Origin of the sequence: Flavobacterium chungbukense (assembly GCF_020805785.1) — a bacterium.
Lineage (GTDB): Bacteria > Bacteroidota > Bacteroidia > Flavobacteriales > Flavobacteriaceae > Flavobacterium > Flavobacterium chungbukense.
The window spans coordinates 87,754-113,968 of the sequence record NZ_JAJGZV010000004.1 but is presented as its reverse complement, the minus strand read 5'-3'; the positions used below and the strand labels follow the sequence as shown (position 1 = coordinate 113,968).

Below are 26,215 nucleotides of genomic sequence, written 5' to 3'. Positions count from 1 at the left end.
TTTACAAGAAGAGGTTAATTAGATAATTGGGGCAAATTAGATAATTAGATAATGCGCAAAATAAGGAATTTATTGTTTTAAATAATAAGTTTTTTAATTTCGATTTCGAAAATGATGCATTGTCAAATTGGCAAATTATCTAATTATCTAGTTTTCAAATTGACACATTAAATTGACACATTTTCTAATTAAAATATGAAATCACAAGACGTACGTAAACAATTTTTAGATTTTTTTGAGAGTAAAGGGCATACTATTGTTCCTTCGGCTCCTATTGTCCTTAAAGACGACCCAACCTTAATGTTCAATAACTCGGGAATGGCCCAGTTTAAAGAATTTTTCTTAGGGAACGGAACTCCAAAAAGTCCAAGAATAGCCGATACGCAAAAATGTCTTCGTGTTTCTGGAAAACATAACGATCTTGAAGAGGTGGGTATTGATACCTACCACCACACTATGTTTGAAATGTTAGGAAACTGGTCTTTTGGTGATTACTTTAAAAAAGAAGCAATCAACTGGGCTTGGGAATTATTGACAGAAGTGTATAAAATTCCAAAAGAAAATCTTTATGTTTCTGTTTTTGAAGGAAGTAAAGAAGATAATGTTCCATTTGACCAAGAAGCTTGGGATATTTGGAAAACATTAATAGACGAAGACAGAATTATTCTTGGAAACAAAAAAGATAATTTCTGGGAAATGGGAGATCAAGGCCCATGCGGACCATGTTCTGAAATTCACGTTGATTTGCGTTCTGCTGAAGAAAAAGCATTAGTTTCTGGAAAAAGCTTAGTAAACAATGATCACCCGCAAGTAGTTGAAATCTGGAATAATGTATTCATGGAATTTAACCGTAAAGCGGATGGTTCTCTTGAAAAACTTCCTGCACAACACGTAGATACCGGAATGGGATTTGAGCGTTTGTGTATGGCTTTGCAAGGAAAAACATCAAACTATGATACTGATGTTTTCATGCCTTTGATTAGAGAAATTGAAACCATTACAGGTGCAAAATATACAACTAATGAGGTAACAGACATTAGTGAAGAACAAAACAAAATGAATATCGCTATTCGTGTTGTGGCAGATCACGTTCGTGCCGTAGCATTTGCTATTGCTGACGGTCAGTTGCCTTCTAACACGGGTGCAGGATATGTTATTCGTAGAATTTTGCGTCGTGCAATTCGTTACGGATTTACTTTCTTAGGGACTAAAGAGCCATTTATTTTTAAATTGGTTGAAACTTTAAGCGAGCAAATGGGAGATTCTTTCCCAGAAATCAGAACACAAAAAGCACTTTGTTCGAATGTTATTCGTGAAGAAGAGAATTCTTTCTTAAGAACATTAGATCAAGGCTTAGTGCTTTTAGACGCTGTAATTTTAAACAATAACGGAGATACAATCGATGGTAAAAAAGCTTTCGAATTGTATGATACATATGGGTTTCCAATCGATTTAACCGCTTTGATTCTTTCAGAAAAAGGATTGAAGTTGGATGAAGCTGGATTCCAGGAACAATTGCAATTGCAAAAAGAAAGATCTCGTGCAGCTTCTAAAGTTACTGCTGGAGACTGGAATGTAATTGTTGAAGACGATATTCAAGAATTTATTGGTTATGACAGATTATCACACCAAGTAAAAATCACTAAATACCGTAGAGTTGATAGTGTAAAAGATGGTGAAATCTACCAATTGGTTTTCAATGCTACTCCATTTTACGGAGAAAGCGGAGGACAAACGGGTGATAAAGGATATTTAGAATCTCAAAACGGAGATATTATTTATATCATTGATACTAAAAAAGAAAACAACCAAACGATCCATTTAACACAATCGTTGCCAGAAAATATTACGGCAACATTTAATGCGGTTGTTGATGCAAACCAAAGAGCTAAAACTTCATCAAACCACTCGGCTACGCATTTATTGCACCAAGGTTTGCGTAAGATTTTAGGAACTCATATTGAGCAAAAAGGTTCGATGGTAAGAAATGCTTCATTACGTTTTGACTTTTCTCATTTTGCTAAAGTAACTGATGAAGAATTAGTTGAAGTGGAAAACTTTGTAAATGCAAGAATTCGTGAAAGTCTTCCATTAATTGAAAAAAGAGGAATTCCAAAAGAGCAGGCACTTGAAGACGGTGCAATTGCTTTGTTTGGTGAAAAATACGGTGATTTAGTTCGTACCATTAAGTTTGGTGACTCTGTCGAATTATGCGGAGGAACACACGTTGCAAATACATCTGATATCTGGCATTTTAAAATTGTTTCTGAAGGAGCAGTTGCTGCTGGAATTAGAAGAATTGAAGCGATTACAAGTGAAGCTGCAAAAGAATATTTTGAGTCTCAAGCAGTTTCGTTAAGTGAAATTAAAGAAGCTCTTAAGAATGCTCAAGATCCTGTAAAATCGATTTTAGCATTACAAGACGAAAATGCGCAGTTGAAAAAGCAATTGGAAGTTTTATTGAAAGATAAAGCTAAAAACATGAAAGCTGATTTGGCTAAAGAATTGCAAGAAATCAACGGAGTTCAGTTCTTAGCAAAACAAGTAGATTTGAATCCAGAAGGAGCAAAAGATTTGGCTTACGAATTAGGTAATTCGTATAATAATCTATTTGTAGTTTTCGCTACAGCTCAAGAAGGAAAACCAATGTTAACGTGCTATATTTCTAAAGAAATTGTAGCTGAGAAAAACCTAAACGCTGGACAAGTTGTTCGTGAATTAGGGAAATACATCCAAGGTGGTGGAGGAGGCCAACCTTTCTTCGCAACCGCAGGAGGTAAAAATGTTGACGGAATTGCTGAGGCTTTGGCTAAAGCGGTGGATTTCGTGAAGTAATTAAAGATGCTAAGGTTCTAAGATACTAAGGGACTAAGTTTTTAGAATATTCAAAAAATAAACCCGACAGATTTTTTAAAATTTGTCGGGTTTTGTATTTATAGTATTTTGTCATTTCGACTGAAAGGAGAAATCACACGCGGAAATCCGCAAAGGAAGTCGCCACTCTTTGTCGATATACTAGTGTGATTTCTCCTTTCAGTCGAAATGACAAATAGTACGTTTAATTATTCGAATAAAAAACTTAGAACCTTAGCAACTTAGTATCTTAGAACCTCAAAAAACTACTTACGCTCGCCAATTTGCTGGCGCCACATAGCATAATAGAGTCCTTTCTCCACAATTAAATCTTCGTGTTTACCTTGCTCGATGATTTTTCCTTGTTCTAAAACAAAAATCCTATCAGCGTGCATAACAGTCGATAAACGGTGCGCAATTAAAACGGTGATTCTGTTTTTGTCTGAAATATTTCGAATGGTAGCATTAATTTCTTCTTCGGTAATAGAATCCAACGCAGAAGTTGCTTCATCAAAAATCAATAAATTAGGGTTTCTCAAAATAGCTCTTGCGATAGACAAACGCTGTTTTTCACCACCAGAAACCTTTATTCCGCCTTCGCCAATTGTAGTGTTTAAACCATCTTCGGCACGTCTTAAAAGTTTATCACAACTTGCACGTTTTAGAGCGTCGTATAAATCCTCGTCGGTTGCGTTTGGTTTTACAAATAATAAATTTTCACGAATTGTTCCTGAGAATAATTGTGCATCTTGCGTTACAAAACCTAATTGTTTTCTTAAATCGAGTAAATCAATATCTGTAGAATCAATATCATTGTAGAGAATTTCTCCCTCTGCAGGTGTGTACAAACCAACTAACAATTTAACCAAAGTTGTTTTACCAGAACCAGATGGCCCAACAAAAGCAACAGTTTGCCCTTGTTTAATTTCGAAATTAATATTCTCTACTGCTTTAAATTTAGCAGTTCTATGTTGGAAACTAACATTCGAAAAAAGCAATTTCTGTATAGCACCAACATGCTTTGGTGTTTTAGGGCGAAATTCTTTTGGTGCATTTAATAAGGTTTTAAAATTCTCCATTGAAACTTTGGTTTCATTCAAAGCAATAATAAAGTTTCCTAATTCTTGCAAAGGCCCAAAGATGAAAAAAGTAAAAAATACCATTGTCAATAAATCTCCGACAATTATTTTTCCTCCGAATAAGAAATAATACAATGCAAAAACCACACAAGTTCTTAAAAAGTGAACCGTTGTTCCTTGAATAAAACTCAAACTTCTTATAAACCGAATTTTTTGTAATTCTAATTGAAGAATTTTAAACGTATTTAAATTAAGACGTTTTTCTTCTTGATAGGTTAAACCAAGGCTTTTTACCAATTCGATATTTCTTAAACTTTCGGTTGTAGAACCAGCCAGTGCATTAGTTTGATTAACAATTTTTCTAGAAACAATTTTGATCTTTTTTCCTAAATACAAACTCACCAAAGCAATAATTGGAGCTGTAATTAAAAAGATAATCGAAATGCGAAGATCAATTCGAGCTACATAAACGATTACGAAAATGAAACCAATAATAGTCTGGAAAATTAAAGAGATAGAAAGCGTAATTAGTTTTTCTGAATCAATTCTAACTTTGGTCAATTTGCTTAAAGTTTCGCCGCTTCGCTGATCTTCAAATTCGGCATACGGAAGGTCAAGTGATTTTTTGATTCCATCCGTATACATTTGAGCACCAGTTCTCTGAATTACAACATTGGTGAAGTAATCCTGAAAGTTTTTGGTAATTCTGGAAATCATTGCTGCGCCAAGAGAAAGACCAAGCCAGAAAGCTAAAGATTTAATAAAACCTATTTCGTTTCCTTTATATTTTGCAAGTCCAACACCACAATCTTGCATTAATTTTCCTGTGATTACAGAGTCTGATAAACTGAAACAGATGTTGATAGTAGCCATTATCAAAGCAAAAAATAAAAGCATTTTGTGTTTGATGATGTAAGTATATAATAATTTCATAAGTGATTTAAAAAAATGGAAGATGCAAAAGTAAGCAATTGTTTTAGTTTGTGAAGTTGAATTCTGTTATTAAAAATGTAATTTTTTTACAGGTGAATTTACTGATGGAGTTTTCAATTTTTTCACGCACAAATAAAATAGGTCATAAAAGCAGATTGTGTTTAAGATCTATGTCTTTTTAGAAAATTTTCTTATCAAGTGATCCTTTATATTTTGAAGATAGGATGTCTTAAAATATGCCTTAAAGTATCATAAGCTAGTCTTTTACGGGTAGCAAATGGAATAGTAAAATCTTCTTTTTGTGTTTAAACTATTTAATTAAAAAAGAAATGAAAAAGAAATTTTGTTATTTGTTATTTATTATTACTGGAGTTATATCTTCATGTTCAAATGAAGTAGAAACAAAGAAACCACAAGAACCAGTTCAAGAAGTTTTACCTAAAACTATATCTTTTCAACCGAAAAGTTCTAATGAAAAAGAAAAATTACAAACAAGTACTTTTGTTTATAATGGCAATAAAATAGTTAGCGTATCTTGTGTAGCTTATAATAAAATCATGAAAACTGTTTTTACATATGAAGGAAATTTTATTACCAAAACTGAAGGATTTATGGATAATCAGTTAATTACGACAATTAAATATACGTATAATAATGATAAACTAAAAGAATCAATTTTGACACTTCCAAGTGCTAATTCAGACAGTGACTTTTATGTAAAAGACGTTTTTACCCATAATCCAGATGGAACTGTTTCTTATGTAAGATTTCGTGAGCATAAGCCTGATACTGCCGAGGATGAGAAAATTTTGTCATTCAGCAACAGCAATCTCGATAAAATAACAACCAAATATAATGGAGAGGCACCATATTATAAATATTCTTATCAATATAAGTACGATAATAAAAACAATCCTTTAAAAAATATTACAGGATTAAATCTGATAATGCTAGAGGGAACTCTGTACAATGGTCATGATATGCCAAATGGAGATTTTGGTATAAATGATTTTGGTCTAAATAATATTACTGAAAAAATAACAAGTATAAGTAGTAAAAATGATACCAGTACTTATGTAGAAAAATTTAATTACACATATGATAAAAATGGTTATCCGTTAACCAAATCTTCCGATGAATCTGAATACAATATAATTTATACGTATTGATTTTTTAGACTAAAAAAGCCAGAAGCAAAAAAACTTCTGGCTTTTTTGTTTGTAAAAAATAACCGAAATTTACGGAAAAGAATATTATGCAATTCAGAACTCAAATTCCAATTTCAAAAAGTAATAATCCAATCGATTATAATTCGAAAATACTTTCTATTGGATCTTGTTTTGCAGAAAACATGGCGGAGAAGTTTGATTATTTTAAATTTCAAAATGAGATCAATCCGTTTGGAATTATATTTAACTCCGTTTCAATTGAGAAATTATTTAAAAGAGTTTGTAAAGAAGAATTGTTTGAAGAAAAAGATGTTTTTTTTCATAATGAACGCTGGCATAGTTTTGAAGTCCATTCCGATTTAAGCAATTCAGACAGACAAGAATTACTGGAAACACTGAATAAAGCGGTTACAGAAACGCATAAAAAATTAAAAGAAGCCACTCATATTATAATCACTTTAGGAACTTCCTGGATTTATAGAAATATGGAAAGCGATGAAGTAGTCGCCAATTGTCATAAAGTACCTCAAAAACAATTTTCAAAAGAATTATTATCGGTTGATGAAATCCAAAAAAGTATTCAAAATACAATTGAATCTATCGAGGCCTTAAGCCCCAATATCAATTTCATTTTTACGATTTCTCCCGTTCGTCATATCAAAGATGGTTTTGTAGAAAATCAGTTAAGTAAATCGCATTTATTTACAGCTTTACATCAAGTTTTAAAAACTCATAACTCAAAACTCAAAACTCATAACTATTTCCCGTCATACGAAATCATGATGGATGAACTTCGTGATTATCGTTTTTATAACGAAGATATGCTGCATCCAAACCAAATTGCAATCGATTATATTTGGAAACTTTTTAGCGAGAATTATATATCGCAAGATAGTTTTTCACTTATGCTGGAAGTTGATGAAATTCAGAAAAGTCTGCTTCACAGAAGTTTTAATCCAGAATCGGATCAACATCAAAAATTTCTCGCTAAGTTGCAGCAGAAAATTAGCATTTTAGAAAATAAGATTTCACATATCAAATTCTAAGAAAAAAAACTTCGCGCCTTAGTGCCTTTGTGGCAGACAAAACAACGATTTGCAGTAAAATTTTAGAATAATTCCTCATAATTATGTAAATTGTTAAGGTTTAAATTTTACACTTTTGTAAAATGTGTAATCTTGCTTTTTTCAGAAGCAATTAATCTAATCGATTTTATTGACGTATGAATAAGAAACCCGTTTATTTTCTTAAAAAAACTCTTCGTGTACTGCTTTGGTGCGTGGTTTCTGTGATTACACTTTTATTGCTTATAATCATTTTAATTCAAGTTCCATCAGTTCAAAATTTCGTTAAAGATAAAGCGATAACTTACCTTGAAGGAAAGATAAAAACTAAAGTTGCATTAGATCATATTTCCATAAAATTCCCTAAAGATGTAGTTCTGGAAGGTTTTTATTTTGAAGATCAAAAAAAAGATACTTTGCTGGCAGGTAAACGATTAGAAGTAGATGTTGATCTTTTTAAACTGGTTAGTAGCGAACTTGAAATCAATTCGGTTTCGCTTGAAAATGTAAAAGCCAATATCTCAAGAAACAAAGACGGCGTTTTTAACTTCGATTACATCATAAAAGCATTTGAATCGAAAGAGCCAAAAGTAGAAGATCCCAATGCGAAACCTTTCAAAATTTCGGTAGTAAAAGTAAATCTCGATCAAGTTAAATTCAACTTTAAAGATGATTTTGCTAAAAATGATATTCGCTTAAATCTGACGCATTTTGATACCAAATTCAAGAAATTCGATTTGGATCAGATGGATTTCAATATTCCAACAATCAATTTAAACGGATTGAAAGTAGTTTTGGATCAAGATGTTGTCGAAAAAATTGCTGAAGTTTCGGTTAAAACAGTCGATACGATTTCGAAGCGCCCAGATTTCAAACTGGCATTAGATAAAATAGCGTTGTCTAAAATTGATATTTTATACGATAATAAAGATTCAAAACTCAATTCGGGCATTCGTTTAGGAAACTTAAATTTAGATGTAAATGAAATTGACCTAAACAAGCAGCTTTTGGATTTCGATACTTTCGAAGTAAAAAATCTGAGCGGGAATTTACGACTTGGTGCAAAAGACAAACAAATTCAAACTCCAAAATTAGATTCAACAGCCATTAAACAAGCGGGGTGGAAAGTAAAATTAAAAGATACAAATCTAGAAAATATAGCTTTCAAATTTGATGATATGCAATCAAAACCTAAAACCAAAGGTTTAGATTATGCGCATTTAGATTTGAGTAAATTCAATTTTCAAGCCGAGAAATTGTATTATGGAAACGATACCATTTCTGGAAATATAAAAACGCTTAACGTAAACGAAAAAAGCGGTTTGCAGATTCAGGCTTTAAAAACCGATTTCTTTTACGGACCAAAAAATGCTTCGCTGGATAATTTATATTTAAAAACGCCTCAAACGCTTGTACAAGATAAAGTTAAGGCAGAATATAAATCGCTTGAATCACTTCAAAAAGATTTAGGAAATCTAGCAATTGATGCTAACTTGAAACAATCAAAAATTGGTTTCAAAGACATTTTGTTGTTTGTACCAGATTTACAAAATACTAATCCGTTTAAAAGTAATCCAAACGCAATTTTGTACGTAGACAGCCGTGTGAGCGGAAAAGTAAAAGATTTGACTATTTCCAAATTTGAAATGAGCGGAATTGGTGCTACAAAAGTTTCTCTTTCGGGGAAAATCGCCGGATTGCCCGATGCACAAAAAGCGTATTACGATTTGGATATTAAAAACATTTCGAGCACTGCAAAAGATATTAATATGTTTGTGCCGGCTGGAACAATTCCAAAAAACATTCAAATTCCTTCGCAGTTAAATTTGCAAGGAAAATTTAAAGGTTCGGTTCAAAATTTTAAAACCAATTTAGCTTTAAAAAGTAGTTTCGGAAATGCAAAAGTCGATGCTTTATTTGATCAGCGCATTAAAAAAAGAGAAAAATACGATGCGACCGTTTATTTGCTGGATTTCGATTTGGGTCGATTAATCAAAAACGATTCGATTGGAAAAATTACGCTTAAAGCGAAAGTTAAAGGAAACGGTTTAGATCCAAAAACAGCAAATGCAGCAATTGATGGTTTGGTGCAGAAAGCAGTTTTTAATCGCTACACGTATAAAGATTTAGCTTTAAAAGGAAATATCGAAAACGGATCTTTTGCAGTAAAATCTGGAATGAAAGATCCAAATTTAAATTTCGATTTGACAGCTTCAGGCGATACAAAAGATAAATATCCAACTGTAAAATTAAAACTGAATTTAGATATTGCCGATTTAGAAAAACTGAACCTTCATGCTGGTCCAATGAAACTTCGCGGTAATATTGATGCAGATATTACCAATAGTAATCCAGATTATTTAAACGGAAAAGTGTTTCTTTCGAATGTGCAGATTTTACAAGACAAAGAACCAATCGTTTTAGATTCGGTTCGCGTAATTGCATTTTCAGATGATACACGAAATAATATTAAAGTTTCTTCTCAGTTTTTAAAGGCCGAAGTAGACGGAAAATACAAATTGACGACACTTGCTGCAGCGATGAAAAAATCGTTGTCAAAATATATCGATTTGAAAAATCCAAAAGCAAATGGAGAATCAGATGAGCAAAGACTGTCTTTTACATTAACTGTAGATAACGATCCGATTTTGTTTAAGTTGGTTCCGAAACTAACAGGTTTAGAGCCAATTAAAATCACAGGAAAATACAATAATATAACAGATTCTTTAGAAGTTCGAGGCACGATTCCGAGAATTACTTACGCGGAAAATACTATTTCTGACGGAAAAATAAATATCGAAGCAAAAGAAAATGCTTTAGAATATTCTATTTCTATCGCGACGATTGAAAGTGGTTCTCTAAAAATTCCGTTTACAAGTTTAACTGGACAAGTGCAAAATAATATTTTGACTTATGCACTTGATGTTCAAGATGCCAAACAAAAACAGCAATATTATATTGCAGGTGAGTTTAAAGCAGAAGATTCTAAAAACATCTTAAAATTAGATGCTGAAAATTTCGTCTTAAACTACGATAAATGGACGGTTGATCCAGAAAATGCAATTGAATTTGGAGACAAAAGACTTTATATCAACAAATTTAATTTAAGTAATAGTGGAAATGAATTAAAAGTTCAGTCTCAGGGAACTCAAGATAATGCGCCTTTGCAAGTTGATTTTGTAAACTTCAAAATCGAAACCATTATGAATATGGTTAAAAAAGATGAACTTTTAATGCAAGGGTTAATTAACGGAAATGCATTGGTTGAAAACGTAATGACCAATCCAACTTTTACATCCGATTTAAAAATAGATGATTTTACTTTTAAAGGTGAAAAAGTAGGTGATTTAGAAATCAAAGTAGACAATAAAACAGCCAATACTTTAGCCGCAAATGTAGCTTTAAGTGACGAAGGAAATGATCTTAAGCTGACAGGGGATTATCAGATCGATGCTGGAAATTTTGATTTTGATGTCGATATTAATAAGTTGAATATTAAGAGCATTCAAGGTTTCAGCATGGATAACATTACCGAAGGTAAAGGATATTTATCAGGGAATTTTAAAATAACGGGAAATACAACAACTCCAAAAATTGACGGAGAACTAAATTTTAATGATGCCGCTTTTAGAGTAACGCAGTTGAATTCTTATTTTAAAATTGGAAAAGAAAAAATCACGTTTAATAACGAAACGATTTCATTTGATAAATTCTCTCTTTTTGATGAAAATGATAATGAATTGTACGTAAACGGAAATATCAAATCGGCAGATTTTAGAAAATACAATTTCGATTTATTGGTTGAAGCAAACGATTTTAGAGCGATCAATTCAAAAGCAAAAGACAATGATTTATTCTACGGAGATTTATTTTTAGACACAAAACTAAATATCAAAGGAGATTTGGACAGTCCAACAATTGATGGAACGCTTAAAATCAATAAAGAAACCAAATTTACGGTTGTAATGCCACAGTCTGATCCTTCTATTGCAGATCGTGAAGGAATTGTAGAATTTGTGGATGAAGATAATGCTTATCTAAAACAAACCGTAGATATGCAGAATAAATTGAATCAATCGGAATTGAAAGGAATGAACGTAAATGTTGCCATTTCAATTGATAAAGAAGCAGAATTAACTTTGCTGATTGATAAGTCAAACGGCGATTATTTAAATTTGAAAGGAGAAGCAGAATTGGTTGGCGGAATCGATCAATCTGGAAAAACAACTTTGACTGGAAAGTATGAGTTTTCGGAGGGTGCTTACCAAATGAATTTCAACGGAATCAAAAGAAAGTTCGATATTCAGAAAGGAAGTTTTATTACTTGGAATGGAGAACCGACAATGGCAACTTTGAATATTACAGCTATTTATAAAGTAGAAACGGCTCCAATTGACTTGTTAGGAAATCAATTGAAAGGTGAATCTCAAACGGTGCAAAATACATACAAACAGAAACTTCCTTTTCAGACTTTACTGAAAATGAATGGAGAATTATTGAAACCAGAAATATCTTTTGGAATTGTACTTCCTGAAGGCAACTATAATGTTTCTTCGGATGTTGTAGAACTTACTCAGGCCAAATTAAAACAATTAGAACAAGATCCAGCAGAATTAAATAAACAGGTTTTTGCTCTTTTATTATTGAACAGATTTGTGGGCGAAAATCCGTTTTCGAGCGAAAGCGGCGGTACAAACGCAGAATCTTTTGCAAGACAAAGTGTGAGCAAGATTCTTTCGCAACAATTAAATAATCTTGCAGGAGATTTAATTACAGGATTTGAAGTCAATTTCGATTTAGAATCAACCGAAGATTATACGACAGGTACTATGCAAAATAGGACCGACCTGAATGTTGAGGTTTCTAAAAAATTACTAGACGATCGATTGAAAGTTACCGTTGGAAGCAGTTTTGGAGTTGAAGGTCAAGAACGTGCCAACGAAGAAAGCACCAATATTGCAGGAGACGTAGCGTTAGATTATCAGCTAACAAAAGACGGCAGATATATGGTTCGTGCGTATCGTAAAAATCAATATCAGGTTGCAGTTGAAGGTCAGGTAGTAGAAACTGGCGTTGCTTTTGTAATTACCATGAGCTACAATAAATTCAGAGAGCTTTTTCATCGTACGGAAGAAGAAAAGGAATTAATTAGAGAAGAAAAAATTCGCAAGGAAAAAGAAAAGAAAAAGAAGCAAGAGGCTAAAGAAAAAGAAAAACTGCAGGAGAACGAAGAAGAAAATCAAATTAAAGGAAATGAGCAAAAAACATAAATATATAAAGGCATCTTATGTAAAGTGTATCGTTCTGCTTTCTTTGTTTTTTGTTGTCGGATGCAGTAATACAAAATATCTTCCAGAGGGCGATTTACTTTACACAGGAGGTTCAGTTACCATAAAAGATTCGATTATGAAAAAGAAAGATCGAAAAGCTTTAGAAACTGAACTGGAAGGTTTATTGCGTCCAAAACCAAATAAGCAGATTTTTGGTTTGCGCCCGAAATTATTGATTTACAATCTTGCTGGAGAACCTAAAAAAGAAAAGGGAACAAGATATTGGCTGCGCAATAAAGTTGGAGAAGCGCCTGTGCTTTTCAGTCAAGTTGATTTAGATTATAATGCTTCGGTTTTGCGAAACTTTGCCGAAAACAGAGGTTATTTTAAAGTCAGAGTTAGTGCCGATTCAACTGTTAGTAATAAAAGAGTTAAAGCAGAATACACTGTTACGCCAAGAAAACAATACATTATAAAAAGTGTGATTTTTCCAGATGATTCTTTGAAAATGTCTAAGATTATTGCAAAGAGTCACAGAAGAAGTTTGCTTAAAGTTGGAAATCCTTATGATTTGGATGTTATCAAAGCAGAGAGAGAACGAATTGATGCTCGATTAAAAGAAAAAGGATATTTCTACTTTAACCCAGATTATATTTTGGCAAAGGTGGATAGCAGTAAAGGCGATCATGAAGTAAAAATCAGATTGGTCATAAAAGATGATACACCAGTTAAGGCAATGACAGCTTATAAAATTGATAAAATTTTCGTGTATCCAAATTATTCTCTTACCAATGACAGCGCAGTTTACAGAAAAAAGAATATTACGCAATACAAAGATTTTACGATAATTGATACCGCAGATACTTTTAAACCAAGAATTTATGACCGAACGATTTACTTTAAAAAAGGGGATGTTTACAATCGAAAAGATCATAATTTGACTTTAAATCGATTTGTAAATCTTGGAACTTTCAGTTTTGTAAAGAATGAATTTAAACCTTCAGATTCTATTCCGAATGCTTTAAATTCTTATTATTATCTGACACTTTTACCTAAAAAGTTTATTCGTGTTGAAGTGATCGGAAAAACCAATTCGGCGAGTTATACAGGAACAGAATTAAATGTTAACTGGAATAATCGAAACTTTTTTAAAGGAGCGGAATTGTTCACGGCTTCGGTTTTTGGTGGTGCCGATTTTCAGTTGGGAGGAGCAAACAAAGGCAAAAATATTTATAAACTAGGAGGAGAAGTTAGTTTGACTTGGCCTCGATTTATTTCACCTTTTAATATTGAAGGAAACAGCGAATTTGTACCGAGAACGAAAGCAACAATTCGTTATGAATATCAAAAAAGAACACAGTTATATGCTTTGAATTCTTTTAATACTTCGTTTGGTTATTTGTGGAAAGAAAATATTCGTAAAGAACATCAATTGAATGTGATTGACATTACTTATGTAAGTCCAAACCATGTTACAGAAGAATATCTAGCAGATATTCAAAAAGATCCTGCTTTGGAACGGGTAATTGAAAAACAATTGATTTTTGGTCCGACTTATAATTATACATACACCAATACAATGCAAAAACGTCGAAAAAACACCATCTATTTTAATGGTGAATTGGATTTGGCAGGAAATATTACCGGTTTGGTTACAGGAGCAGATTATCCTAATAATGTTAAAAATATATTTGATGTTCCTTTCAGCCAATATGTAAAAATTAAAACTGATTTTAGACATTATTTAAAACTAGGAAAAGAAAGCGAACTAGCGAGCAGATTAATTGTGGGAGCTGGATTTGCTTATGGAAATTCGAATGTGTTGCCAACTTCAAAACAGTTTGTTGTGGGAGGAACCAATAGTATTCGTGCTTTTAGAGCAAGAACTTTAGGACCAGGAAGCTATGTTATTCCGCCACCAACAAATAATAATTTTACTCCAGATCAATCTGCCGATTTAAAATTAGAATTCAATACAGAATATCGCGCTAAATTATTTAGCATAGTTAGAGGAGCTGTATTTATAGATGCCGGAAATATTTGGCTTCTTCACGCCGATCCTAATAAACCTGGAGCTGAAATCTCAAAAGATTTTATGAAAGAATTGGCTGTTGGAGCGGGAGCAGGTTTACGTTTCGATTTGTCATTTTTGGTTTTAAGAACAGATTTGGCAATTCCGCTTAGAAATCCTTCTTTACCAGACGGACAACGCTGGGTAATTGATGATATTAATTTTGGAAGCAGTTCTTGGAGAAAAGACAATCTTATTTTGAATATTGCGATTGGATATCCGTTCTAGTCTTATTTAGCCACGACTCGAGCGATAGCGAACAGGCGAAGCAATTCACGAATTTTCACAAATTCACTATGCTGTATTTATTGATTAATTTCAATTTGAATTTCAAAAAAATTAGTGGAAATTCGTGTAATTCGTGGCGAAAGAAACAAAAAAAGAAGTAAATTGGTCTTTAAATATTTTAAGGAATGCAAAACTTGATCAAAAGAATTATTGGAGTTGGTATAATAGTTTTATTAATTGTTTTGGCTTTTAAATATTGCCAGTTCAAAAAAGAAGACGATTCAGATATCCAGTATAATACCAATTTAATTCAGCAGCAGATTCTTAATGTTGGAAAATTGGTTGTAACCGAAGGACATTTTTCAGAAGTGATCACTTATAAAAATCAGCAGAAATATTTGATGGATATGGTTTCTTTTGAAAAGAAAGCATTGGTTGTAGTTAATGCAAATGTTACAGTTGCCTACGATTTGCATCAAATGAAATATGATATTGATGAAAAAAATAAAACGATCACGATTTTAAATATTCCAAAAGAAGAAATAACGATCAACCCAGATATTCAATTTTATGATGTTGAACAAAGTAAACTGAATCCATTTACGGGAGATGACTACAATAAGATTAATAAATCGGTAAAGGCGAATCTGGCTAAAAAAATCGAAAAATCGACCTTAAAAACAAATGCCCAAAATAGATTAATCAGTGAATTGTCTAAGATTTTAATCATGACAAATTCAATGGGCTGGAAACTCCAATACAATGGAAAAACTATTGAGTCAGAGACAGAATTGAACCAAGATTTGAAATTATAGTTTTTAGGTTCAAAGAGGCAAAGGTTCAAAGAGGCAAAGGTTTTTTCGCAATCTTGTCATTTCGACGAAGGAGAAATCACACACGTATATCGACAAGAATTGGTGTTTTTCTTTGTAGAATTTCTAGTGTGATTTCTCCTTCGTCGAAATGACAAATAATTGTTTAGTGAAAACTTCGCATCTTAGTGTCTTTGTGGCAAATTATCAAAAATCAAATCCAAACCGCCAGCAATTAAATGTGCAATTTCAGGGCGTTTTATTTTCAATTGATCTAGATGAACCAACACTTCCTGTAAAAGTTGTTTTTCATCAGAATCTTTTAAAAGTTCAGCAATTTCAATACTTAAAAGCCAATCATTAGCATGGTTGTTTTTTAGTTTCTCAAAAACAGGCTGCAGTTCAGTTTTAGATTCTTTAGAGTTTCTGATATTACGAACAGATGCATATAAAATCTCCAATTCATCACGTTCATCAGTATGTTTTGCTTTAATTGTTTTAGTAGTTGGAACGATATTAATCAAGTCAAAACTATTCACATCGGCTGGACCGGAAAAAGCAGAAACTACTTTTTTACCAATTGCCATATCGTAATTTCCCCACTCAGGCTGAAATAAAACCGTTTCGCCATGAGTCACGGTACAATTTTTAAAACTAATTAAAATAATTTCTCCGTGAAGGTTTCTAGAACCTGTAATAATTTCACCTTCCACAATAATATTGCCTTCAAATTCCAGCTTTACTGTTTCATTTTCGACAATGCTGTAAGCCTGTAAATCTTTCGGACTCATGTCTTCAATCGCGAGATTAAAGCCTTTCAGTTTCCCAATCGGACTTCCAAATCCGTGCGGATGTGTCAAAGTTCCGTGACCAACCAATTCTTTTTCGCGATTAGAAAGTGCCGTTTTTCCAGTAGTTTGAATATAAACTGGTTTTCCTTCTTCTTCAATAACATTGGTGAAAACGCCAGAAATTTGCAAACCTGTACTCAATTCAATTGTTCCTAGTGCATTCGATTGAATTAGTTTCTGAATTCCTGAAAGTCCTCCAGTTCTCAAAGCCATTTTATTAGCAAATTCTTCTAAAATTAAACTCAAATGAGAAAAAGTTGGCGTTACATAAAGCTGAGGCTGTAATTGCGTAATATCAAAATTCTGATTCGCAGCCGAAATATCATAAGGTATTTTCTTCACATTATCGGTCATACATTGCGCGCTTTCTCCAATTGATGAAAGCAATCCAGCACCATATATTTTTGGGTTTTCAACCGTTCCAATCAAGCCGTATTCCACTGTCCACCAATGCAGGTTTCGAATTTGCGCCATTTCAGACAATTCTCCCATATCGTTTTGCAAATCGGCAACTGCTTTTTCGGCTTCATCAATTTTTTCCTTTGGAGTATCTTCTGCTTCCTTCAAAATAGAAAGTAGACGGATCGCTTCGTACATCTGATAATCTTTGTGAGAAGAAATGGCTTTACAGCCAATTTCACCAAAACGTCTTAAATATTCTGCATATTCTGGATTGGCAATAATGGGAGCGTGGCCAGCACCTTCGTGAATAATATCTGGAGCGGGCGTATATTCAATATGTTCTAATTGTCTAATGTCTGAAGCAATAACCAAAACATTGTAAGCCTGAAATTCCATAAAAGCATTCGGCGGAATAAATCCGTCAACGGCAACTGCCGCCCAGCCAATTTCGCTTAGAATACGGTTCATACCGTACATACTCGGAATAGAATCAACTTCGATTCCTGTTTTGCGTAAGCCTTCCAAATACGAATGATGGGCAACTTTAGAAAGATAATCTACGTTTTTACGCATCACATATCGCCAAACCGCTTGATTGATAGGAGTGTAATCGCTATAATCTTGTGGCTTAATAAATTGCTGTAAATGTTTTGGCAATCGATCTAAAAGCGGATTAGTTTCAATATTTGGATTCATTTCGAAAACGTTCTAGGTTAAAATGTAAAATTACGAATTTAAGCCACCTTTTTTGTGATAATAATCACAAAAGTTTTGTTCGAAATGATATTTTTTGCTTTTTTCTAATTTAGTTTACTGTTTTTCAATATTTCTAAAATATTCTATTTTATGACTAAACATAAAAGCCATATTGGTCGCACGCATTTTTGCTTCTTCAGTAATAGGTCCCTCAAACTGTGAATCTATAGTAGAATTAAAAATGGCAATCCAACGATCAAAATGAGTTTTGTCTACTGGTAATTGCTTGTGCGGTGGAAATGGTGTTCCCGAATAGGCGCGCACATCAAACAGAATAGTTTGCCAAAAATTATACATTTTTTGTAAATGAGGTTCCCAGCGATCTTGCAGTTTATCATTAAAAATAGGACCAATAAGATCGTCTTTTCTAACATTGCCATAAAAGCTGTCAACCATTTGTTTTATGTCTTCTATTGTTGAAATATCTTTAAGAGCTGCCATTGTTTTTAAGTATTAAAGTAAAATGCAAAAATACGATAACTTCTTTTTTGTTTTCTGATATTTATCATGAAGACAATTATTATCCAATTAACTGGGTAAATAAATCTTGATTGTCATTTAAATATTGAAACTCAAATCCATTTTCTGTCATTTTTAATTTGATAGGCATGATGTCATTTTTGTTTTTTAATTCTAAACCTACCACTACAGAACCTACTTCACGACTGTTTTTCTTCGCAAACTGAAAATAAGTGATGTCATCATCTGGTCCTAAAATATTATTAACGAATTCTTTTAAAGCTCCCGGACGTTGTGGAAACTGAATCATAAAATAATGCATTAAACCTTCGTACAATAAAGAACGTTCTTTTATTTCGGCCGTTCTTTCAATATCATTATTACTTCCACTTACAATACAAACGACATTTTTACCTTTAATTTTATCCTTATAAAAATCCAAAGCCGCAATGGTCAATGCGCCCGCAGGTTCTACAACCATCGCTTCCTCATTATATAATCGTAGAATTGTGGTGCATACTTTTCCTTCGGGAACCAAAATAATATCTTCGAGATTGTAACGGCAGATTTCAAAAGTCTTGTCGCCAACTTGTTTTACCGCAGCTCCGTCAACAAATTTGTCTATTGTTTTTAGTGGTGTATTCTGATTTTCTTCAATTGAAGTTTTCATCGAAGGAGCACCTTTTGGTTCAACTCCAATAATTTTGGTGTGCGGACTTAAATGTCTGAAAACTTCAGAAAGACCAGAAGCCAGTCCGCCGCCACCAATTGGAACAAAAACGTAATCTATAGGTTCTTTAAAACTCTCTAAAATTTCTAAACCAACAGTTCCTTGACCAGCAATTACTTTTTCGTCGTCAAAAGGATGAATAAAAGTTTTATGATTTTTGATAGCATCTGCCGTTGCCGAAGCATAAGCGTCATCAAAAGTATCTCCAATTAAAACAATTTCAACAAATGATTTTCCGAACAATTGAACTTGTTTAACTTTTTGTTTTGGAGTAGTTTTCGGCATATAGATTTTGCCATTTATTTTAAGGAGATTACAAGAATAAGCAACGCCTTGCGCGTGATTACCTGCACTGGCGCAAACAATCCCGTTTGCTTTTTCTTTTTCATTTAAAGAAGAAATCTTATTATAAGCGCCTCTAATTTTATACGAACGAACAATTTGTAAATCTTCTCTCTTTAATAAAATAGTCGATTCAAATTCGTCTGAAAGGTTTAGATTTTGTGTTAGAGGAGTCGCTGCAACTACATCTTCCAGTTGCTTTTTGGCATTAAGTACTTCGTTAAATAAACTCATATTGTTGTTTGTTTTTGCCACGAATTTCACGAATTTCCACTAATTTTTATTTAGAAGCTATCCAAAAGTATTTCGTGATAATTTGTGTAATTGGGGGCTATTTAAAATCTTTTTTAAAATAAAAAACCTCCCGATGTGGGAGGTTCTTATAAATTATATTTTACAAACTTATATAACACCTCGCCATCATTGCTCAATTGCAATAATGCTAATAATAGCGATAATAATGTTGTTAAAGTTTTTCATTTTTTTAGCTGATTGAATAGCAAAAGTATTAATTTTTTTTGAAAAGTTCACAGCTATTTAAAGTTTTATATAAAGCTAAAAACTGTCACTGCGAATGATAACTATTTTTTAACCGGCGGATATTGAGCTAAAATTTTGTTTACGAACTCACCGATTTTTTCATCTTTTTTATCAATGTTTCGCGTTAGCGTTCCCTGACCTTCACCTTGCCAAATCATTTCTTTCTTTTTAGCATCGATCAAATCGATATATAAAGTGCCTTCAGTAGAAGTTGAAACGGTAGTTTGGTTTCCTCCGTACATCATCCACGGATTCCATCCCCAACCCCAACCGTAGCCCCAGCCAGCGCTAAATTGGTTTACATTTACTTGCTCTCTAGATTTAGTGAAAATATTTACCAATAAATCAGGATTTTCGCTTTTTGTAAGACCTTTGGCTTGCATTTCAGCATCGATTGCTTTAAGGATACGTCTTTTATCCAAATCAGAAATTTCTACTTTATCAATTCCGGGCTTAAAGAAAGCATAAGTCTTGTAAGGCGCAAAATCGACAGTTTTGTCGTAATCAGAATATACAGTAACACTGCTGCATGAAGAAAGAATCAAAAGCAGTAAAATCGGAATTAACTTGAATGTTTTCATATTATTGGAAATTTAATGTTCTTTTTAATTTTCTAAAGCAAGTCTTCATCTACAAAGTTAGGTAAAGTTACTTTAAGTAATGGCTCAACTTCCATTGCTCTTTTTATGGCAAAAACAGCACCTTCGTTTCGAGCCCAGCTTCGTCTTGAAATTCCGTTGTTTACATCCCAGAAAAGCATTGAGGCTAAACGTTTTGAAGCTTCTTTAGAACCATCAAGAACCATACCAAATCCGCCATTTATAACCTCTCCCCAGCCAACTCCGCCACCATTATGAATGGATACCCAAGTTGCTCCTCTAAAACTATCACCAATTACGTTGTGAATTGCCATATCGGCTGTAAAACGAGAACCATCGTAAATGTTTGAAGTCTCTCTGTAAGGAGAATCAGTTCCTGAAACGTCATGATGATCGCGTCCTAAAACGACAGCGCCAATTTCGCCTTTTGCAATCGCTTGGTTAAAAGCTTCAGCAATTTTGGTTCTTCCTTCGGCATCGGCATAAAGAATTCTGGCTTGAGAACCTACAACCAATTTATTTTCCTGTGCGCCTTTAATCCATTTGATGTTATCCTGCATTTGCTGCTGAATTTCATTTGGAGCCGTTTTCGACATTTCTTCTAAAACCTGACTTGCAATTAAATCGGTTTTTTGTAAATCTTCTGGTTTTCCCGAAGTACAAACCCAACGGAAAGGGCCAAATCCGTAATCAAAACACATTGGTCCCATAATATCCTGAACGTAACTAGGATATTTAAAATCGATATTATTTGCTGCCATTACATCTGCGCCAGCGCGTGAAGCTTCTAATAAAAAGGCATTTCCGTAATCGAAAAAGTAAGTTCCTTTTGCGGTGTGTTTGTTAATCGCATCTGCATGACGACGCAACGTTTCCTGAACTTTTTCTTTGAATAATTCCGGATTATTTGCCATCAAATCATTGGCTTCTTCAAAAGAAATTCCAACCGGATAATAACCTCCAGCCCACGGATTGTGAAGTGAAGTCTGATCTGAACCTAAATCAATTTTGATGTTTTCCTGATCAAAACGTTCCCAAACATCAACTACATTTCCTAAATAAGCAATTGAAACGGCTTCTTTATTGGCTTTCGCCGAAGTGACTCTGGCAACCAATTCATCTGTAGAAGTCACCACTTCGTTAATCCATCCTTGTTCGTGGCGAATTTTAGTAATTTTCGGATTTACTTCGGCGCAGACCGTAATACAACCTGCAATATTTCCGGCTTTTGGCTGTGCACCCGACATTCCGCCAAGACCAGAAGTTACAAATAAACTTCCCTCTGGATTTTGTTTTATTTTTCTAAAACCGTTTAAAACAGTGATTGTAGTACCATGTACAATTCCTTGAGGACCAATGTACATATAACTTCCTGCCGTCATTTGTCCGTATTGAGAAACCCCAAGTGCATTCATTTTTTCCCAATCATCAGGTTTTGAATAGTTAGGAATTACCATTCCGTTTGTTACAACAACTCTTGGCGCTTCTTTATGAGAAGGAAATAATCCCATCGGATGTCCAGAATACATCGTTAAAGTCTGCTCATCTGTCATTTCAGACAAATACTGCATCGTCAATAAATATTGCGCCCAGTTTTGAAAAACAGCTCCGTTTCCGCCATACGTAATCAATTCGTGCGGATGTTGTGCCACAGCATAATCTAAGTTGTTTTGAATCATGTGCATAATCGCTTTTGCCTGCAATGATTTTCCTGGATATTCGTCAATCGGACGCGCGTACATTCTGTAATTCGGGCGAAGACGATACATATAAATACGCCCGTATTTTTCTAATTCTTCTGAAAATTCAGTAATTAATTCGGCGTGATGTTTTGAATCGAAATAACGCAATGCATTTTTCAAAGCCAGTTTTTTCTCTTCTGCCGAAAGAATTTCTTTTCGTTTTGGCGCGTGATTTATAGTTGGATCGTATGCTTGCTTTGGAGGCAATATAGAAGGGATCCCTTGTTGTATTTGTTCTTTGAAAGTCATTTTTTTTAGAGATGCTAAGTTGCTAAGGTTCTAAGATGCTAAGATATTTTAGTTAGATTAACAACAGATTAATTTTTTGTTTTTTAATTATGTCGCCCCGCTGGGGCTTAAATGTGACAAATGTTTAAATGATTTCTATAAATATGTCGCTCCTCTGAAGCTGATATAATAAAGCCTTACCAAGACGTAATATGTACAGAAAATAATAATCACCCAATACACAAGCTCCAGTGGAGCGGAATATTGGCCGACGAAATTGCAATTTAAAATTTAGATTTTATTTTAATTATCTCATTTTCAAATTGACTCATTTTCAAATTGACTCATTGGAAAATTGTCACATTTTCTAATTAAAAAAACTAGGGATAACGGATATCCGACCTATGATAAGATTTGTGGATCGTAATCCTAAATTTTCTCGAACGAATATCCATGTATGATATTTTAGATTAAAGATTGGTGATTTTAGATTTTCAAAAATTATCTAATGGACTAATTATCTCATTTTCTAATTAAGAATAAACTTCTTCATTAACACAAAACGGCATTTTCTTTCCTTCAATAACAGCAATTACATTTTGTGCTGCACAGACTGCCATTCCGTTTCTGGCTTCGTATGTTGCTGAACCTACGTGTGGTAAAACACAACAATTTGGCAAAGATAATAACGGATTGTCTTGTTTCATTGGTTCCGGATTGGTAACATCAAGTCCCGCGCCCCAGATTATATCATTCGTTAAGGCATGAAATAAATCCTCTTCGTTATGAAATTTTCCTCTCGCTGTATTGATGAAAATCGAATTGCTTTTCATTTTTGCGAAAGTGTTTTTATTGAAAAGTTCATTGTTTTCTGCACTGTAATTAGCATGAATACTCAAAACATCACTTTCAGCAAGTAACGTTTCAAAATCTACCAATTTTGCATCCAATTCTTTTTCAGCATTTTCATTATGAGAACGATTGTGGTAAATGATATTCATTCCGAAAGCAGCTTTACATTTTTGCGCCATTTCAAAACCAATTCTTCCCAAACCGAAAACTCCCAATGTTTTGCCATAAAGTTCTTGTCCTAAATTGGCTAACGGATCAAAACTTCCCCAATCATTGTTTAAAATTCTTTTATGATTATAGAAAGATTTTCTAGCAACACTTTGCATCAAAAGAAAAGCGACATCAGAAGTTGCTCTGCTTAAAACATCAGGGGTATTTCCAACAGGAATTTTTCTGCTGTTTGCCGATGGAATATGAACTGAATCAAATCCGACAGAAAACAAAGCAATTCCTTTTAAATTGGGACATTGCTGAAAAAAATCTTCATCTAAATTATTTGTTCCAACATTTAAAAGAACATCATTTTTCTGGCAGATTTCTATAAATTCCTTTCTTGACAATATATTCTCTGTTGGATTTATTGTTAAGTTGATTCCTTTTTCTTGAAGCAATAAAAGACCTGCTTCTGGTATATTTTTATTTATAAAAACGTTCATTTTTTTTAGGTCTAATTTTTATTTATTCGTCCTGTTTTTTTATCATATCCGTAAGGACAATGGCGGCAGCCGCTTTTGCAGCAATACCCTCTTTTTAAATGATGTTTTTCGGTAAAGCATTTGTAACCTTCGGGCGTATAATAAAAATCTTCGCCTTCGATTAATTTATTTTCATTACTTTGCTCTTTCATAAATCTGCGTCGCGTTCGGTTTTAATAAACTTTAAAATCAAAAATATAATATTTGATTGTGATTTTATCGAAATCGAACAATTTTATAGCTACAAATTTATAAATTTTACAGCCAATGTTTCTGATTGTTGCCAAATATTTAATTCCGAAAGGATATCGTGGAATGGCATTATTTCCGTTCGTTTTGGTAAAATATGATTTTGACAAAACCAATGGCGTTTTCGTAAATCATGAGAAAATTCATTTGAGACAGCAATTAGAGCTTTTAATAATTCCGTTTTTTATTTGGTATTTTTTAGAATATTTAATTCGTTTGATTCAATATAAAAATGCAGGTTTAGCGTATCGGAATATCAGTTTTGAAAGAGAAGCTTACGATAAAGAGTCCGATCTAAATTATTTAAAAAACCGATCTTTTTTTCAGTTTTTACATTACATTAAAATAGGCTATAAGCAATAAGCAATAGGCTTTAAGCTTAAAAAAAATATAGGTATGAATTATCACTTTCTACTTTTGAATTTCGACTTTGAACTTTAAATTAAAATGAATCCAGTTTTCAATCAAAATATAAATATTCAATTTCCGAATAATGTTTCCTTGACCATAAAGCGTGAAGATCTAATTCATCCTTTCGTTTCAGGAAATAAATTCAGAAAATTAAAGTACAATTTACTTCAGGCGAAAGCCGAAAACAAAGACACTTTATTGACTTTTGGTGGCGCTTTTTCCAATCATATTGCGGCTGTGGCGTATGCAGGAAAAGAGCAAGGTTTAAAAACAATCGGAATCATTCGCGGAGATGAACTTTTTGATAAAATTGAAGAAAATCCAACTTTGAAATTTGCGCAAGAAAACGGAATGAAGTTTGAATTTGTTTCTCGCGAAGAGTATCGTTTAAAGAGCGAAACTTCATTTATAGAAAAGTTGAAAAACAAGTTTGGCGATTTTTATTTAGTTCCCGAAGGCGGCACAAATGAACTCGCTGTAAAAGGCTGTGAAGAGATTTTAACTGATGAAGATTCGGTTTTTAATTACGTTTGCTGTGCTGTAGGAACGGGTGGAACTATTTCGGGATTAATAAATAGTGCATTGCCAAATCAGAAAATTTTAGGATTTCCGGCGTTAAAAGGTGACTTTTTAACCGATGAAATTCGTATTTTTGCCCAAAAAGATAACTGGAATTTAATTTCTGACTATCATTTTGGAGGTTATGGCAAGATAAATTTGGAATTAATCGAATTTATAAACGCTTTTTTTGAAGAAAATAAAGTGCCCTTAGATCCAATTTATACAGGAAAGATGGTTTTTGGCGTTATAGATTTAATCAGCAAAAATTATTTTCCTACAAATTCAAAAATTTTACTCATTCACACCGGTGGATTACAGGGAATTGATGGAATGAATATAAAGTTGAAGCAGAAAAAATTACCAATACTCAAAACCAATGATTAAAAAAATTGTATTACTCTTCGTAATATTAGCTTTAGCAAGCTGCTCCTCTAGTAAGCCTGCCATCGCGACGACTAAAAAAGCGGCAGCAATTCAAACAAGAACAGCTTCAACTAAAAAAGGTGCTCCAGTAAAACCAATCGGCAAAAATTATCCTTCTACAAATAATACAACTGAGGTTATTCAATCTACTTCTAAAACAGTTGTAACTAGCGATTTAATCAATAATTATGTTTTGCAGTATAAAGATATTGCAGTTGGAAACATGAAAACGTACGGAATTCCTGCAAGTATTATTCTAGCACAAGGAATTTTAGAATCGGGTGCTGGAAGAGGAGATTTGGCTTTAGAGGCTAATAATCATTTCGGAATTAAATGTCATAAAGATTGGTTGGGAGAAAGTGTTCGTCACGATGATGATTCAGCTCAAGAATGTTTTAGAAAATATCCGCAAGCCTCAGAATCTTACAGAGATCATGCTTTGTTTTTGGTGGGTAAAAAGAGATATGCAACTTTGTTCACTTATGAAAAAGACGATTACAAAGCTTGGGCAAAGGGATTACGTGCTGCAGGTTATGCTACAGATCCTAATTATCCAGACAAATTAATCAGTTATATAGAACGATATAATCTGCATCAATATGATTGTCAGGTTACGGGAAAAAATTATGTTCCGATTAATAAAACAGTTCCAGCAAAAAGTTCTTCTTCTGTAGCGAATTCTGATCTCAAAATAAATAGAAATGAATACGATCCGAATTTGTACGAAGTTCAAAAAGGAGATACTTTATATTCAATTTCAAAGAAATTCAATTTGTTGGTTGAAGATTTGAAGAAAAAAAATAATCTAACCGATAATGCCATTTCGATTGGACAAAGGCTGAAAGTGAAATAATTATCAATTGATAATTGACAATTAACAATTATCAAGAAATCTA

17 protein-coding genes are annotated in these 26,215 nt (G+C 33.2%); 9 read left to right on the top strand and 8 right to left on the bottom strand.

Translation table 11 applies throughout. From position 1 onward, the window contains the following. The first annotated feature begins 195 nt into the window (after positions 1 to 195). On the top strand, positions 196 to 2,835 hold the full coding sequence (alaS, locus tag LL966_RS14385) for an alanine--tRNA ligase (RefSeq protein ID WP_229354241.1): 2,640 nt from the start codon (positions 196 to 198) through the stop codon (positions 2,833 to 2,835). Positions 2,836 to 3,119: 284 nt separating this feature from the next. On the opposite strand, the gene LL966_RS14380 is transcribed toward alaS, so the two are convergent. Next, positions 3,120 to 4,865 (bottom strand): ABC transporter ATP-binding protein, encoded by a 1,746-nt coding sequence (locus tag LL966_RS14380; protein WP_229354239.1) that lies wholly within the window; start codon positions 4,863 to 4,865, stop codon positions 3,120 to 3,122. Between the two features lie 557 nt (positions 4,866 to 5,422). Here LL966_RS14380 and LL966_RS14375 point away from each other — a divergent pair. From LL966_RS14375 to LL966_RS14355, 5 genes are all read left to right on the top strand, one after another. After that, positions 5,423 to 6,034, top strand: coding sequence for a hypothetical protein (locus LL966_RS14375; RefSeq protein WP_229354237.1), 612 nt, complete (start codon positions 5,423 to 5,425; stop codon positions 6,032 to 6,034). Between the two features lie 86 nt (positions 6,035 to 6,120). Next, positions 6,121 to 7,080 (top strand): GSCFA domain-containing protein, encoded by a 960-nt coding sequence (locus tag LL966_RS14370; RefSeq protein WP_229354235.1) that lies wholly within the window; start codon positions 6,121 to 6,123, stop codon positions 7,078 to 7,080. A 176-nt stretch (positions 7,081 to 7,256) separates the two neighbouring features. Next, positions 7,257 to 12,368 carry a translocation/assembly module TamB domain-containing protein gene (locus LL966_RS14365; protein ID WP_229354233.1) on the top strand — a complete coding sequence of 1,704 codons (5,112 nt, stop codon included), beginning with the start codon at positions 7,257 to 7,259 and terminating at the stop codon, positions 12,366 to 12,368. Next, positions 12,352 to 14,667, top strand: a complete 2,316-nt coding sequence (gene tamL / locus LL966_RS14360) for a translocation and assembly module lipoprotein TamL (RefSeq protein WP_229354232.1) — start codon at positions 12,352 to 12,354, stop codon at positions 14,665 to 14,667. The genes LL966_RS14365 and tamL overlap by 17 nt, the downstream gene beginning before the upstream one ends. A 185-nt stretch (positions 14,668 to 14,852) precedes the next feature. Next, complete coding sequence (locus tag LL966_RS14355) at positions 14,853 to 15,482, top strand: DUF4230 domain-containing protein (RefSeq protein ID WP_229354230.1); 630 nt, start codon at positions 14,853 to 14,855, stop codon at positions 15,480 to 15,482. A 182-nt stretch (positions 15,483 to 15,664) separates the two neighbouring features. Here the strand turns inward: LL966_RS14355 and LL966_RS14350 are convergent, their stop codons facing one another. From LL966_RS14350 to LL966_RS14320, 7 genes are all read right to left on the bottom strand, one after another. Next, a complete protein-coding gene (locus tag LL966_RS14350) occupies positions 15,665 to 17,428 on the bottom strand; it encodes an aromatic amino acid hydroxylase (protein WP_229354228.1) in 1,764 nt (587 codons plus the stop codon). Between the two features lie 114 nt (positions 17,429 to 17,542). Then, positions 17,543 to 17,929, bottom strand: coding sequence for a group III truncated hemoglobin (locus tag LL966_RS14345; RefSeq protein ID WP_229354226.1), 387 nt, complete (start codon positions 17,927 to 17,929; stop codon positions 17,543 to 17,545). 79 nt (positions 17,930 to 18,008) lie between these two features. Beyond that, positions 18,009 to 19,253 carry a threonine ammonia-lyase IlvA gene (gene ilvA, locus LL966_RS14340; RefSeq protein ID WP_229354224.1) on the bottom strand — a complete coding sequence of 415 codons (1,245 nt, stop codon included), beginning with the start codon at positions 19,251 to 19,253 and terminating at the stop codon, positions 18,009 to 18,011. Between the two features lie 347 nt (positions 19,254 to 19,600). Further along, positions 19,601 to 20,140, bottom strand: a complete 540-nt coding sequence (locus LL966_RS14335; RefSeq protein WP_229354222.1) for a DUF4136 domain-containing protein — start codon at positions 20,138 to 20,140, stop codon at positions 19,601 to 19,603. 32 nt (positions 20,141 to 20,172) lie between these two features. After that, positions 20,173 to 22,149 carry a urocanate hydratase gene (locus LL966_RS14330; RefSeq protein ID WP_229354220.1) on the bottom strand — a complete coding sequence of 659 codons (1,977 nt, stop codon included), beginning with the start codon at positions 22,147 to 22,149 and terminating at the stop codon, positions 20,173 to 20,175. A gap of 512 nt (positions 22,150 to 22,661) precedes the next feature. Beyond that, positions 22,662 to 23,636 (bottom strand): 2-hydroxyacid dehydrogenase, encoded by a 975-nt coding sequence (locus LL966_RS14325; protein ID WP_229354218.1) that lies wholly within the window; start codon positions 23,634 to 23,636, stop codon positions 22,662 to 22,664. An 11-nt stretch (positions 23,637 to 23,647) separates the two neighbouring features. Further along, entirely contained in the window at positions 23,648 to 23,827 is a 180-nt protein-coding gene (locus tag LL966_RS14320; RefSeq protein WP_095928730.1) for a DUF5522 domain-containing protein, read from the bottom strand. A 115-nt stretch (positions 23,828 to 23,942) separates the two neighbouring features. Between LL966_RS14320 and LL966_RS14315 the strand changes: the two genes are divergently transcribed. The 3 genes from LL966_RS14315 (at position 23,943) to LL966_RS14305 (ending at position 26,172) form a co-directional block, all read left to right on the top strand. After that, a complete protein-coding gene (locus LL966_RS14315) occupies positions 23,943 to 24,287 on the top strand; it encodes a hypothetical protein (protein WP_229354216.1) in 345 nt (114 codons plus the stop codon). An 84-nt stretch (positions 24,288 to 24,371) separates the two neighbouring features. Further along, positions 24,372 to 25,280 carry a 1-aminocyclopropane-1-carboxylate deaminase/D-cysteine desulfhydrase gene (locus LL966_RS14310; RefSeq protein WP_229354214.1) on the top strand — a complete coding sequence of 303 codons (909 nt, stop codon included), beginning with the start codon at positions 24,372 to 24,374 and terminating at the stop codon, positions 25,278 to 25,280. Beyond that, positions 25,273 to 26,172 (top strand): glucosaminidase domain-containing protein, encoded by a 900-nt coding sequence (locus LL966_RS14305; RefSeq protein WP_229354212.1) that lies wholly within the window; start codon positions 25,273 to 25,275, stop codon positions 26,170 to 26,172. The genes LL966_RS14310 and LL966_RS14305 overlap by 8 nt, the downstream gene beginning before the upstream one ends. The last annotated feature ends 43 nt before the right edge of the window (positions 26,173 to 26,215 follow it).